Annotated in this window: 12 protein-coding genes; 4 read left to right on the top strand and 8 right to left on the bottom strand. The window is 63.5% G+C overall.

All coding sequences use genetic code 11. The features are described 5' to 3' along the window. Positions 1 to 217: 217 nt before the first annotated feature. On the top strand, positions 218 to 1,891 hold the full coding sequence (gene leuA, locus ACLIMP_RS10375) for a 2-isopropylmalate synthase (RefSeq protein ID WP_054441689.1): 1,674 nt from the start codon (positions 218 to 220) through the stop codon (positions 1,889 to 1,891). Positions 1,892 to 2,059: 168 nt separating this feature from the next. Here the strand turns inward: leuA and ACLIMP_RS10370 are convergent, their stop codons facing one another. From ACLIMP_RS10370 to ACLIMP_RS10335, 8 genes are all read right to left on the bottom strand, one after another. Next, the gene (locus tag ACLIMP_RS10370; protein WP_054441687.1) at positions 2,060 to 3,466 is read right to left on the bottom strand and encodes an NAD(P)H-dependent flavin oxidoreductase; all 1,407 of its coding nucleotides are present in this window, start codon (positions 3,464 to 3,466) and stop codon (positions 2,060 to 2,062) included. Positions 3,467 to 3,543: 77 nt separating this feature from the next. Then, entirely contained in the window at positions 3,544 to 4,308 is a 765-nt protein-coding gene (locus ACLIMP_RS10365; protein ID WP_132468766.1) for a class I SAM-dependent methyltransferase, read from the bottom strand. A 72-nt stretch (positions 4,309 to 4,380) separates the two neighbouring features. Next, complete coding sequence (prfB, locus tag ACLIMP_RS10360) at positions 4,381 to 5,508, bottom strand: peptide chain release factor 2 (protein WP_132468765.1); 1,128 nt, start codon at positions 5,506 to 5,508, stop codon at positions 4,381 to 4,383. A gap of 148 nt (positions 5,509 to 5,656) precedes the next feature. Then, a complete protein-coding gene (locus ACLIMP_RS10355) occupies positions 5,657 to 6,199 on the bottom strand; it encodes a peroxiredoxin (RefSeq protein ID WP_324694902.1) in 543 nt (180 codons plus the stop codon). Positions 6,200 to 6,276: 77 nt separating this feature from the next. Next, a complete protein-coding gene (locus ACLIMP_RS10350; protein ID WP_185997494.1) occupies positions 6,277 to 6,507 on the bottom strand; it encodes a biotin/lipoyl-containing protein in 231 nt (76 codons plus the stop codon). Between the two features lie 105 nt (positions 6,508 to 6,612). Further along, on the bottom strand, positions 6,613 to 7,467 hold the full coding sequence (locus ACLIMP_RS10345) for an acid phosphatase (protein WP_324694899.1): 855 nt from the start codon (positions 7,465 to 7,467) through the stop codon (positions 6,613 to 6,615). Positions 7,468 to 7,571: 104 nt separating this feature from the next. Continuing rightward, a complete protein-coding gene (locus ACLIMP_RS10340; protein ID WP_324694897.1) occupies positions 7,572 to 8,993 on the bottom strand; it encodes an acyl-CoA reductase in 1,422 nt (473 codons plus the stop codon). Beyond that, entirely contained in the window at positions 8,990 to 10,339 is a 1,350-nt protein-coding gene (locus tag ACLIMP_RS10335; protein ID WP_324694895.1) for a hypothetical protein, read from the bottom strand. Before ACLIMP_RS10335 ends, ACLIMP_RS10340 begins: the two co-directional genes overlap by 4 nt. Positions 10,340 to 10,414: 75 nt before the next feature. On the opposite strand from ACLIMP_RS10335, the gene ACLIMP_RS10330 reads away from it, so the two are divergent. The 3 genes from ACLIMP_RS10330 to ACLIMP_RS10320 all read left to right on the top strand — a co-directional run bounded on the left by ACLIMP_RS10330 (position 10,415) and on the right by ACLIMP_RS10320 (position 13,303). After that, positions 10,415 to 11,146, top strand: coding sequence for a TetR/AcrR family transcriptional regulator (locus tag ACLIMP_RS10330; RefSeq protein ID WP_324694893.1), 732 nt, complete (start codon positions 10,415 to 10,417; stop codon positions 11,144 to 11,146). A 28-nt stretch (positions 11,147 to 11,174) separates the two neighbouring features. Further along, positions 11,175 to 12,104 (top strand): SDR family NAD(P)-dependent oxidoreductase, encoded by a 930-nt coding sequence (locus ACLIMP_RS10325; protein ID WP_443477825.1) that lies wholly within the window; start codon positions 11,175 to 11,177, stop codon positions 12,102 to 12,104. Positions 12,105 to 12,415: 311 nt separating this feature from the next. Continuing rightward, positions 12,416 to 13,303 (top strand): HpcH/HpaI aldolase/citrate lyase family protein, encoded by an 888-nt coding sequence (locus ACLIMP_RS10320; RefSeq protein ID WP_324694889.1) that lies wholly within the window; start codon positions 12,416 to 12,418, stop codon positions 13,301 to 13,303. Positions 13,304 to 13,381: the final 78 nt, after the last annotated feature.

The raw sequence follows: 13,381 nt of genomic DNA, 5'->3' as shown, positions 1-13,381 counted from the left end.
AAAAGGCCCTTTTCGCTTTACATCGACCAAGCGAATGCCCATAGGCTCCGGCAATGAACCTTCTTCTAGGCCTTACCCTGCGACTTACCCGCCCTTGGGCGTGAGTTGACGCGTCGGTCCTGCGGCGCGCTCGGCGCTCAAGGGGACCCGGAAAGACCGGCCTGAACTGGACCGGCAAGCCTTTTAACCGAAGAAGTTTTTCCGAGCGAGATTACCCATGACCATGCTGCAAGACCCCTCGGTCAAGTACCGTCCCTTCCCGCAGATCGACCTGCCGAACCGCCAGTGGCCCTCGCAGGTCATCACCAAGGCGCCGCGCTGGCTCTCGACCGACCTGCGGGACGGCAACCAGGCACTGATCGACCCGATGGGCGCCGAAAAGAAGAACCGCTTCTTCGACCTGCTGGTCAAGGTCGGCCTCAAGGAAATTGAAGTCGGCTTTCCCAGCGCGGGTGCGACCGAGTTCGACTTCATCAACGGCCTCGTCAAGAACGACCGCATTCCCGAAGACGTGCTGGTGCAGGTGCTGACCCAGTCGCGGGAAGACCTGATCACCCGCTCGTTCGAGAGCCTGGAAGGCGTCCACGCCGCGATTGTCCACCTCTACAACGCCGTCTCGCCGCTGTGGCGCAACGTGGTGTTCGGTATGGACAAGCAAGAGATCAAGGGCATCGCGCAAGGCGGCGCCAGGATCCTGCGCGATCAGGCGGCGAAGTATCCCGCCACCAAGTGGCAGTTCGAATACTCGCCCGAGACCTTCTCGACCGCCGAACTCGATTTCTCGATCGAGGTCTGCGAGGCGGTGATGGAAATTCTCCAGCCGACGCCGGAAAATCCGATCATCCTCAACCTGCCGGCAACGGTCGAGGCGGCAACGCCCAACGTCTATGCCGACCAGATCGAGTATTTCTGCCGGAACCTGCCGAACCGCGAATCGGCAGTGATCTCGCTGCACACCCATAACGACCGCGGCACCGGCGTCGCTGCCGCCGAACTGGGCCTGATGGCTGGCGCGGACCGGGTCGAAGGCTGCCTGTTCGGCAATGGCGAGCGTACCGGCAATTGCTGCCTCGTCACCGTGGCAATGAACATGTACACGCAGGGCGTGAACCCCGAGCTGGACTTCTCGGACATCGACGAAGTGATCCAGACGGTGGAATACTGTAACCAGCTGAAGGTCGGCGAACGCCATCCCTATGGCGGCGAACTGGTCTTCACCGCCTTCTCGGGCAGCCACCAGGACGCCATCAAGAAGGGCTTCGCCGCGCAGGAAAAGCGCAACGACCAAATCTGGTCCGTGCCCTACCTGCCTATCGATCCCGCCGATCTCGGCCGCGATTACGAAGCCGTGATCCGCGTCAACTCGCAGTCCGGCAAGGGCGGTTTCGCCTGGGTGATCGAACAGGACCAGGGCCTGAAACTGCCCAAGCGCATGCAGGCGCACTTCTCGAAGCATGTGCAGGAACTGGCTGACGAACTGGGCCGCGAACTCCAGGCCTCGGACATTTGGGAGGTCTTCCGCAAGGCCTACCGCATCGACGACCCGCAGCACTTCCAGCTCATCGACTGGGAAGAAGCCAAGGCCGCCGACGGCACCCGCGTCTTCGCCGGTAAGATCGGCGTGGACGGCAAGGAGCAGTCGGTATCCGGACGCGGCAACGGCCTGATCTCTTCGGTTACGGCCACGCTGGCCGAGAGCTTCGGTGTCACGCTCGACGTGCGCGACTATGCAGAGCACTCGATGGGCAAGAGCTCCGACGCGCGTGCAGCGGCCTACGTGGAATGCGTGGCCCCCGATGGCCGCGTGATCTGGGGCGTCGGCATCGACGAGGACGTGGCCACCGCCAGCGTCCGCGCAGTACTCAGCGCTGCGAACACCGCACGCATCTGACCGCAAGACATACGCGTTTGAACATAAGCGGCGGGAGCACGATGTGCTTTCCGCCGCTTTTGCGTTCCGCCTTTAGATTTGCGAAGCAAGGGACGCGCGCCCCTAGGGCGGGAAACGAAAAAGGGCGGCCCAAAGCCGCCCTTTTCCTTTTTCCGTCACCGGCTTCGATCAGTCGCCGGTCAGAATGCGGTCGACCAGTTCCTTCACCGTCGGCGTGTAGCCGTTCGAATAGAACGGGTCCTGCTTGAACTTGTAGGCCGCATGGCCCGCAAACATCAGGTTTTCGTCGACCGGGCCGCCATGGGCAATGTCCTGAAGCGTCTTCTGGATGCAGAAGCTGCGCGGATCGGCAAGGCGACCCGTGGTATAGTCGTCGTGATCCTTCCACGAAGAGAACCCGCAGTGCGACAGGCAGCCCATGCAGTCCGCCTGATCCTTGCGGATCTCGTCACGCTCGGCCGGATTGACGAAGATGATCGTATCGTCAGGCGTCCGCAGGCCGTCCGTGAACCCCTGGGCCGACCAGCTGCGCGCACGGTCGAGATCCTTGGGCGCGACCCAGAAGTTCTTGCCCTTCACGCCGACGTCGAGACGCACGGTGTGCTCTCCGGCCTCGACCTTCGAATAGGGAATCTGGCGCTCCGAACGCGCTTCGAGGTTCCGCAGGAACGGGTTGCGCACGGCCGAGGAATAGAACCCGGTCGGCGAGAAGCGGTGCAGCAGCACGTCGCCCGGTTCCAGCGTGCGCAGATGGTCCTTCCACGCCTGCGGGATCGGGCTTTCCTGCGTCAACAGCGGGCGCGTGCCGTACTGGAACGCGATCGAGCCGAGTTCAGGATTGTCGATCCAGTTTTCCCAGTCACGCAGGAACCAGACACCGCCGGCCATGACGATCGGCACGCTGTCCGGAATGCCTTCTGCACGCATGGTATCGCGCAGCGCCTTCACGCGGGGATAGGGATCTTCCGGCTTGAGAGGATCCTCCGCGTTGGACAGGCCGTTGTGACCGCCGGCCAGCCAGGGGTCCTCGTAGACCACCGCGCCCATCAGGTCAGAGACCTTGTGATAGGCACGCTTCCACAGCGCGCGGAAAGCACGGGCGGAGCTGACAATCGGCAGGTAGTTCACGTTGAAACGCGCGGCGATCTCGGACAGCTTGTAAGGCATGCCCGCGCCGCAGGTGACGCCGGTGACCATTCCCTTGGTCTTTTCCAGCACGCCTTCCAGCACGGCCTGGGCGCCGCCCATTTCCCACAGGACATTGATGTTGATTGCACCCTTGCCACCGGAAATCTCGTAGGCACGGCGAACCTGCTCGACTGCGCCGTCGATGGCGTAGTCGATCAGCTCCTGATGGCGTTCCTTGCGCGTCAGGGCATTGTAGACCTGCGGGACGATCTTGCCTTCGGCGTCATAGCTGTCGGCATTGACGGCGCTGACCGTGCCGATGCCGCCAGCCGCCGCCCAGGCGCCCGAGCTCATGTGATTGGTCGCGGCAACGCCCTTGCCGCCCTCGACGAGCGGCCAGACTTCGCGTCCACCATAGACAATCGGCTTGAGACCCTTGAAACCCATCTTCTCTTTCGTCTTTCCCCCGGCGTCGGGCACGCTGGTTCAGCGGCCTTATATACGCCCTGTGCTACTGACGCTCACTACTTTTGCGCCGTGGTGTTGCCGGACATCCGGCAAGGTACGATGTTTGCGGGTTCCGGCCGCGCTCCTGCGACCTCGAACTGCGCGTAGTAGCCTTGTAACTCCGGCTTACGGACAAATTCCGTCAAACGAAAGCCCAAGGACGCGAATTCGCAGAAAAGCAGCTGCGGTGGAATTCCGTGGCTGTCGCTCGCGCGGTCGACATCGACCACGACCACGCGGCCTCCCTTGCGCAGCGCGGGGCGCAGGCGCCAGAGGAAGGCGTAAGGCTCCGTGACCTCGTGGTACATATGTACCAGGAAGACACGGTCGAAACTGTTTTCGGGCAGCTTGGGATCATCCTGCGTGCCGAGCTTGATGGAGACGTTCTCCAGCTCTTCACGCATGACGCGGTTGCCCAGCCGCTCGTTCGCTTCACGATCGATATCCTCAGCCAGCACGCGCCCCTTGGAGCCGACGCGCTGGGCCAGACGAACCGTGTAATATCCCTCGCCTGCGCCGAGATCGGCCACGCTCATGCCCGGCTCGATCCGGGCGAGGTCCATGACGACCTGCGCCTCGTTCATGCTGTCACGCTGGACTTCGGTGCCGACGGCGCCGTCTGGCGTCTTGGAAATCGGGCGATCCGCCACCGGAAAGGCCCGCGCGGTTTCAGGGCGCGATTCGTCCACCGGCTCGCGATGGCACGCCCCCAGGGCAAGCCCCAGAGCAAGCGTCGAGACCGCGATGGCGGCGCGACAGACAAGGCGGGATGACAAGCGCATGCGGCCCTTTAGCGGTTCGGCCCGCGCTTGGCAAAATCGGCTGCCAAGCTGCGGTCCGAACGCGCTTCGAACTCAGTCTACGTCTTCGACCTCGACCTTCTCGCCCGTGACGCGCTGCGACAGGGCAGCGGCCATGAACGGATCGAGCGCGCCGTCCAGCACGTCGCCGGGCGCGGTCGAGACGACACCGGTGCGCAGGTCCTTCACCTGCTGATAGGGTTGGAGCACATAGGAACGGATCTGGTGGCCCCAGCCGATATCGCTCTTGCTCGCGTGTTCGGCGCTGGCGGCTTCCTCACGCTTGCGCATTTCTTCCTCGAACAGGCGTGCCTTGAGCATGCCCATCGCGATTTCACGGTTCTTGTGCTGCGAACGGTCGATCTGGCTCGCCACGACGATGCCCGATGGCTGGTGCGTGATGCGCACGGCCGAATCGGTGGTGTTGACGTGCTGCCCGCCGGCACCCGAAGCGCGATAGGTATCGATCTTCAGGTCGGACGGGTTGATGTCGATCTCGAAAGTATCGTCGATCACCGGATAGACCCATACCGACGAGAAGCTCGTATGGCGGCGCGCCGAGCTGTCGTAAGGGCTGATGCGGACCAGGCGGTGGACGCCGCTCTCGGTCTTGGCATAGCCATAGGCGTTCTCGCCCTTGATGAGCAGCGTGCAGCTTTTGATGCCCGCGGCTTCACCGGCGTGATAATCGACCAGTTCGACCTTGTAGCCATGACGCTCCGCCCAGCGCGTGTACATGCGCTGGAGCATCTCGGCCCAATCCTGGCTTTCGGTTCCGCCGGCCCCGGCGTGAACTTCGAGATAAGTGTCGTTACTGTCCGCCTCACCCGAGAGGAGCGCGGTGACCTTGTCCTGGTCGGCACGGTCAGCCAGCGCAGCCAGCGTCGCGATACCCTCGTTGATGGTATCCTCGTCGCCTTCCATCTCGCCCAGTTCCACGAACTCGACAGCGTCCTGCATCTCGCGGCTGATGTCGTTCACGGCGCCGATCGAGGCTTCGAGACGGCGACGTTCCTTCATCACCGCTTCGGCTTCCTTGGGCTTGTCCCAGAGCGTGGGGTCTTCGACGCGCGCGTTCAGCTCGTCGAACCGGCGCAGGGCGCGGTCCCAGTCGAGGAACTTGCGGACCAGCGCGAGGGCCTTCTCGATACGCGCAATGTGGGCCTGCCCTTCGGCACGCATGACTTCAAACTCCCAGAAACGAGCGCCGCGCATAGCGCAGTGGCGACGTAAGTAAAGCGCGCGCGATGCCCATCGTCAGGCAAGCCGTGCGAAAGCGGCGCTATTACCCGCTGATGGGGGTGCTGTTCAAGAGCCGTGAAAGGCTCTCTCAGCCCTTAAGCTTTCTGACCGCTTCCAGCGTGAGCTTCACGTGGTCGCGATAGTCGAGGTCGGAATGGACCATGACGATCCTTCCGTCCCGCGCGATCACATAGCTGGTACGATCGGTCATGCCGGCCGGCGCGCCTTCGCGCTTCAACGCAACGTCGTAGGCCTTGATCACCGCCGGCGTGGCAACGGCAACCGCGAACTTGTCGCGGCAGGCTTCGGTCGAGAATTTCTGGAGCGTGGGCAGATCGTCGTTCGACATGCCCACCACGGTGGCACCGAGCTTGGCGAAATCATCCGTTGCATCGGCAAAGGCATGCGCCTCCAGCGTGCAACCCTGTGTGAAGGCCTTGGGGTAGAAATAGAGGACGACCGGCCCCTTTTTCAGCGCCGCCTTGAGATCGAACGACATGGCCTTGCCGCCCTTCGCGCCCTGCGTCGAAAAGGCGGGCGCCTTGGCGCCGACCGGCAGCGCCGCATCGGCGGCACCGGCAGAAAAAGCGAGAGCCAGAGCGGCGGCGACGGCGGAAAAAGTCTTGCGCATGAGGCGCAATCTGGACCTGGAAAGAGGGCCTGTCCAGCCCCCTTCCCCGTTGCCATTATCGGTTGGAATTACCCCTCTTACTCGATGTAGCCGAGTACGGTTCCCACCTCGTAGGTTTCACCGATGGCGGCCACGATCTTGAGCGTGCCCGAAGCCGGCGCTTCCACCTCGTTGGTCGACTTGTCCGCTTCGAGCGAGAAAAGCGGCTGACCTTCGGAAACCGCGTCCCCGTCCTTGGCGAGCCATTCTGCGATCTGCCCTTCCTGCATGGAGAAGCCGATCTTGGGGAGCAGGATTTCAACGGCCATGGTCTTTCTCGATCCTTTGCGAATGTCTTTGACCATTGCCTATCGCGCGCCCGTGCACTGGCATAGGGCCGAGAGCCTGGGCGCGTGCAGGTTTCGCCGGTACGATTACATCGCCAGCGCCGCGTTTTCTCGCGCGCAGTCCGGTACGGGCAACGAGGCGCGCTTTTCAGCCAGTTCTGCCCGCGCAGCAGCGATATCGGCGGTGAAAGCCGGTTCGGCATTCAAACGGGCGAAGACAGTGGTCGCAACGATCCTTCCTTCCTCGACATCGCTCAGCCAGTGAACATTGCAAATCCGGCGGCTCTCCCCGAAGGCACGCCCCCGCGCGACCAGTTCTCCGGCGCGATCAGGCACCAGATCGGCAAGGATCAGCCCCATGCCGAACCCGATGGCGCTGTGCCCCGAGGGGTAGGAGCCATCCTTGCGCAGGATCCCCTCCTGATCGGGCGTGCAGATCGCCTTGCCGTTTTCCATGAACGGACGCGCCCGCTTATAATGATTCTTGGTGGGATAGCTGGCGAGGCCGAAGTCCATCATGGCCTTGAACAGCAGGGCCTGAACCCGCGGGGTGGTGTCCGCGCCGATGCGGAAACCGGCAGCGCAGGAAAACGTATCGGTGAGTTTCGGCGTAAAGAGATCGGCATCGATCTTGGCCTGTTCCCAGCGCGGCGTGCCATGCAGGGCGAGGGCCGCCTTCGCCGCCTCTTCGTCCCGCGCCATGGCTGCGGAGCCGGGTGCCGGGGGCGCCGGGTTATAGAGCAGGCTGTTCGGCGCGCCGCCTCGCGGAAGGTAGCTGCCGTGGCGCATTATCTCCGCCATCGCCGCCTTGTTGGCATCGGACGGGGAAACCGAACTCTGGGCAGGCGCCGCGACTTGCGCCTGACCCATGGCTACCCCGGCAGCCCCAGCCGCGATTGCGATCACCCCGCAGATACGCGTTGCCAGCCTTGCACCCTTCATCGCCGAACTCCCTTTTTCTGTTATTCACGCTTTTCCAGCTTGAGTAACAGGATCGTACCGGCAGGCCATCAGGCATCGTGCCGGTATCGCCCGGGCAATTCCCCTTAGCCCGGCGCCTTTCCATCCTCGTGCGCCATCCAGTGCACGAAGCGGTGGAGAGGATACATCGCATCGTGCGGGTTGCCGATCGTCGAAGGCCCCGCCTCGCCCAGATGGACGACGCGCTGCGCGCCGCCCGCCGCCAGCCGGTCGCGGTAGTCCGCCATCCGGTCGAAGGGGTAGAACCCCACGGTCTGCGTGGCGACGTTGATCCACTTCACCGCCTCGTCGAGACTGTCCACCCGCACGACATTGGCGGTCTTGTTGATCGGATGGAAATCCACCGGCTCATCCGAGCGGATCACCAGCCCCTTGCCGTCGGTCCTGCCCCAGACGCCGTATTCGTCGTCCATCAGGATCATCATCTCCACCGCCTCACGCATGTCGCGGTCCAGCGGGCGGACATCGCCGCTTTCGGCGGCGCGCCGGGCGACGTGATGGTGCAGACGCTCGCAGAAACGGTCAACGTCCGCCTCGCTGCCTTCCACGAATTGGAAGCGACTGGCGACGCAAGCCTCCTGATTGAGGGTCATGACGTCCGCCGAGCAGAGATCGGCAACCCGATCTACCGTTTCATCATCCACCAGGGCTTCGCGCCCCACGAACGAGATCGACGTCTTGGGATCGAACGAAACGAGCTGAAATCCTGGACCCAAATATTTGATAACATTGTTTATAGCATCGCCGCCGCCCCAGGCGACGATCTTGTCGAAGTACTGCGGGCGATAGAGCACGCGCTCGGTCGCGTCGTCACCCCCGCGCCAGTAGACCGCCGACATCGAGCGGACGATCGGATGGTTCGGGTCGATATCCGCCATGGTCCGCAGGATCGCGACCATGGTGAAGGGGTCGGCGCTGCTCATCTTAAACAGGTTGATCGCCTTGACCATCGAGCCTTGCGCCACCGACTTTACCGCCACGCCGGGCGAATTGCCCGGCAGGACATGGATCAGGCGCGGCGCGAAGGCGCGCACGAAGCTTCTGCGGCCGGTGAAATCCTCCTTGGGCACCCATTCATCAAGTGCGCGCGGATCGAGGAAGTTCTGCTCTACCTCGGCCCGAAGTACCTTCTTGTCGAGATAGGCCGCGGCATGGCGGGCGGTATTCTCCACCACCGCCCGCGGCAGGATATGCGTGCGGCACATCCTCTCGATGCATTCCTGCATGTGATCGTTGTCGGCAGCAGTAAGCCGCTGGCCGGTCTCGACGAGGAAGTCGATGATCTCGTCCAGCGGAACATTGAGCAGGGGCGGCACCTCGGTACGCGGCGGCACAGCCCGGTCGAAGGGTATGCGCGGGGTGGCGAAGGTAACGCCAAGGTCGCGCGATGTCTGGATCACATCGGTGCCGTGAAGCACTTCGCCGCGCAGGAAGAACGGCGCAGAAACTAGTTCTTTATTTTCAATAGGTTGGATAACGGAGTTCATGCCACACCTCGCACGTATGCATCGACCGTACCGGCGCAACCGATCTTGTCGTCACCTTCCAGGTCCGCGTAACGAACGATGTTGTCCCGGACCGAAGGGCCGTGGTTGCCGCACTTGCAGGGGCTGTAGTCCAGCGAAATCCGGTCCCCGGTGATGATGCCGCCCCAACGCCCGTCTAGCGAAAGATCGAAGAACGCCGCGCGGCCCTCCATCTCGCCCTGTCCGTGATCGAGTGCATTGTCGCCGGTCTTGTCCAGAAGGATCGGAACCACCCAGGGTGGCACATGATAGCGTCCGCCCTCCCGGCACTTGGGCATCCCGGAATTCAGTTCCTGCATGGAATAGTTCTGAAAGTGACGATCCTCGGGAATGTTGAAGGTATCGAACACATATTCCTGATAATCATCGGGAAGTTGCGCACGCTTCAACCCGCCACCGACGTAGATCGAGTTGTCCGGATCGAAATCGTCCCGGCCGTAGCCCGCATCGCGCACCTCCTTCGCCACTTGCCATAGCCCGCTCCAGAGACCCGAGAGCTGGAGCTTGCGATGGCGGTTCTCGATTATGAACTGCGCCGTGGCCGGAATGGCGTCGGCCACTGCCCTCCCCCGCGCGGCAGAAGTCTCCTCGAAGGCGGCAATCTCCTCGGGGCGCGCCGTGCCCTCTGCGATCTTCTTGCGCATGACCACCATCGAGGTCAGCGACCCCACGGTGATCGGCGGCACCGGATAGCTCCAGCGCGGATACTCGGGATTGGCGAAAGCCTCGTACTGGGCTTGCGCTATCGTCGCGTTCTTGGGCACCGTGGCGACCGGCGCGCAGCCAACGATGAGGCGGTCCTGCGCGGGCGCCACGCCGGAACCCCATGCAAAGACGTTGACCGTATCGATTTTCGACCAGTCCATGTCCTTCTGCGACGCGATCAACATGGCGGACTTGCCGGTGGTACCGCTGGAGCACGAGATGAAATGGCCCAGCGCCGCCAGCCGCGCGATCCAGTCATCGATCCCTGTGATGCCATCAAGCTCCAGCCCCTCGATCGGATAGGGCGAAATCGTGCCGAGCCACTTGGTCAGCCGGTCCCAGCGCTCCTCGATCAGATAACCCTCCGGGTAGGACTTGTAGGCGGTGTGCGGGAACAGCAGCGGCACCACCTCCGCAACCGAGCCAATCCTCTCCACCCCGGCGTCACGCGCACGCAGGCCAAGCAGCCTGATACGGTCCTTGCGCTCCTGGAAACGCTCATCGAGCGCGGCGACCTGCGTGGCCCGCAGTTCTTCGGCGCTGAAGGTAAAACGCTGCGGATCGGCGACAAGGGCCATGAGTTTGTCGGCGGCTTCGGCCATGTGGTGCTCTCCCGTTCTTTTCTTCGCAGCCCGGTCCAGATGGACATCGGCCCGCGACTCGATTAATGGCAACTCATGCGTTTCATTATTCACGATCCCCTTGGCAGCGCAAGCCCGATCGGTTCCAATGCCGAAATGACCGAAAAGACCGACGTGATCGAAGCCGCCACTTCCGCTCCAGTCGCCGTTCGTGCGGGACGCCCGACGCGGGAACAGGCGCAGGCCCGCCACGCGCAACTGCTTGACTGCGCCTTCGAAAATTTCCTTGAAAAGGGGTTCGAGCCCACCACTATCGAGGCCATCGCCGCCGAAGTGAGCATGACCAAGCGGACCGTCTACGCTCGCTACCCGGACAAGGCCGCGCTGTTCCGCGCCGCAATCCGCCGCGGAACGGAACGCCGCGCGGCGAGCCCCGAGGCGATTAAGGCAACGCGCGCCGATACGCTTGAAGAAACGCTCGTGCGTATCGCGCTGCTGCGCATTCAGCTGGCCGGAACGCCGGAAGGCGTGAAGCTGCAGCGCCTCATCAATACCGAAGCCTATCGCTTCCCGGACATCTTCCAGACCTATTACGAGATCGCCGCCCTGCCCACCGTGCGCTTCCTCGCTGAGCTTCTGGAAGAAGAGACCCTCGCCGGGCGACTCGCCATCGAGGATGCGATGCTTTCGGCCAATGTCTTCATGAGCATGGTCGTCAGCGCCCCCGTACGTTTCCTGATTTCGGGGAACGAGCTTCCGGCGCAGGATGTGGATCGCAGGGTACGCTTCGCAGTGCGGCTGTTCCTCCGGGGCGCGGAGCCGCGCTGAGAGAGAATTCAAAGGGAGAGTAACGATAATGTCGCAATCAGACGGCCAGCCGGACCTCAGCAAGCCGCCCGCCGAAAAGTCCGATGCCCGCCAGCGATGCGCGGTCGTCACGGGCGCCAGTTCCGGCATCGGCAAGGCCACCGCGCAGGCCTTCGCACGCATGGGCTGGCACGTTATCGGCACGGGACGCGCCCCCCGCCGCTGCGAACAGGCCGAGGCCGAAATCCGCGCTGCCGGAACGGGAGCCGCCCGCATCGACATGCTCCGGGGCGACTTCGCCGAAATGCACGAGGTCCGCCGCGTCGCAGGGGAAATTCGCGCGTTAACCGACAAGGTCGATGTTCTCGTCAACAATGCGGGCGGCGTGCGGGATGGATGGCATGAGACCTCCGAAGGCCTCGAATCCACGTTCGCGGCCAATCACCTCGCCCCGTTCCTGCTCACGCGCGAACTCCAGCCGCTGCTCGAACGCGCGGCCGGGGATGCACCTCCGGGACTGGTGCGGGTGATCGCCGTCTCGTCGAGCGGGCACCGCGCCTGTGCGGGGATGCGCTGGTACGATCTGATGATGAAAACCGCCTTCGACGCCAGTGCCGCCTACTGCCAGGCCAAGCTAGCCAACCTGCTGTTCACGCGCGAACTGGATCGCCGGCTGATCGACAAGGGTATTGTCGCGCTTTCCATGCATCCCGGCCGGGTCGGTTCGAACTTCGCCAGCCACGGCGACGAGGCGATGCAGAGCTACATGGCCGCCAACGAATGCGCAGCGCCCGAGCAACCCGCGCGAACGATCGTCTGGCTGGCCACTGCCGAGGAACTAGGCGGCAAAGGCGGACGCTATTTCCACGAGTTGGCGGAGGAGCAACCGGCAGCTCAGGCGCAAGATGATGTTGCGGCCGCAAAGCTATGGCAGGAAAGCGAAATAATCTTGGAGAAAATCCTGGAACCAGCCGGCTGAGGGCAAATTACCGTCCCGCGCCGCGCCTGTATCCGGAGCGGTCGCGGGACGATATGCGACCCGTAAAGGGCTATCGCAGCAGCAGCCGAAAAGTTCCGGCAACGCTTAATTCGATCACTCATGCGAACGATCGTTAACGACGAATCAGTCGTTAGCGCATGTTTCAAACGATTGCATCACCGAATAACCTCTCGCTTGTCCGTGGCGCGAATTCCGCCCCGCGCCAATCGCCCCCGTGGTCAGCGCCCGGGCAGCCTTGACCTGCCGGCCCCTCTCCGCAATGCGTCCGCAACTGCGAGGAAACCCTGCCGATGACCGCCTCAGCTTCCGATACTGCCCATCGCCCACGCCGCAGCGCGCTCTATTTGCCCGCCTCCAACGCCAAGGCCCTGGCCAAGGCGCGCACGCTGCCTTGCGACGTGGTGGTGCTGGACCTTGAAGACGCCGTGGCGCCCGAAGCGAAGGAGGAGGCCCGCGCCGCCGCCATCGCCGCCGTTGCCGAAGGGGGCTTCGGCCACCGCGAAGTCGCGATCCGCGCAAACGGCATCGATACCGAATGGGGCGCGGCCGACCTTGCCGCCATCGCCGGATCGCAGGCCGCGGCCGTGCTCGTCCCCAAGGTCAATTCGCCCGAGGATATCGCCCGGTACGATGCGGCGCTCCTTGGCGCGGCCCCGCAGATGCAGCTCTGGGCGATGATCGAGACCTGCGAAAGCGTGGGCAACCTGCCCCGGATCGCCGCCATGGCCCGCACCACGCGGCTGTCGCTCTGGATCATGGGCACCAACGACCTTGCCAAGGAGATGCGGGCGCAGCTCACGCCGTGCCGCACGCCGTTCCTGCCCTTCCTGTCGATGGCGGTTGCCGCTGCACGCGCCGAGGGGATCGCGATCCTCGACGGCGTATGCAATGAATTTCGCGACATCGGCCTGTTCGAGGCCGAAGCGCGCCAGGGGCTGATGTTCGGTTTCGACGGCAAGAGCCTGATCCACCCCGCGCAGATCGAGCCCTGCAACACCGTCTTCTCCCCAAGCGAGACCGATCTCGCATGGGCGCAGGCCGTGATCGCGGCGTTCGCCCTCCCGGAGAACCAGGGCAAGGGCGCGATCCGGGTGGACGGCAAGATGACAGAGCTGCTCCACCTGGAACAGGCGCGGCGGCTGGTGGAGGTTGCCGGCCTCATTCAAGCGATGAAGTAGCACGACCTCGGCAAGACGAAGCCATCCGTCTTCCGGCGCGATCGTGGCGCCACCGTCAGAAAGGGGGCAATAGCCCCC

Origin of the sequence: Novosphingobium aeonii, from assembly GCF_052279045.1 — a bacterium.
Lineage (GTDB): Bacteria > Pseudomonadota > Alphaproteobacteria > Sphingomonadales > Sphingomonadaceae > Novosphingobium.
Note: the sequence above shows the minus strand (reverse complement) of the source record. Positions and strands in the feature narration are given on the sequence as shown.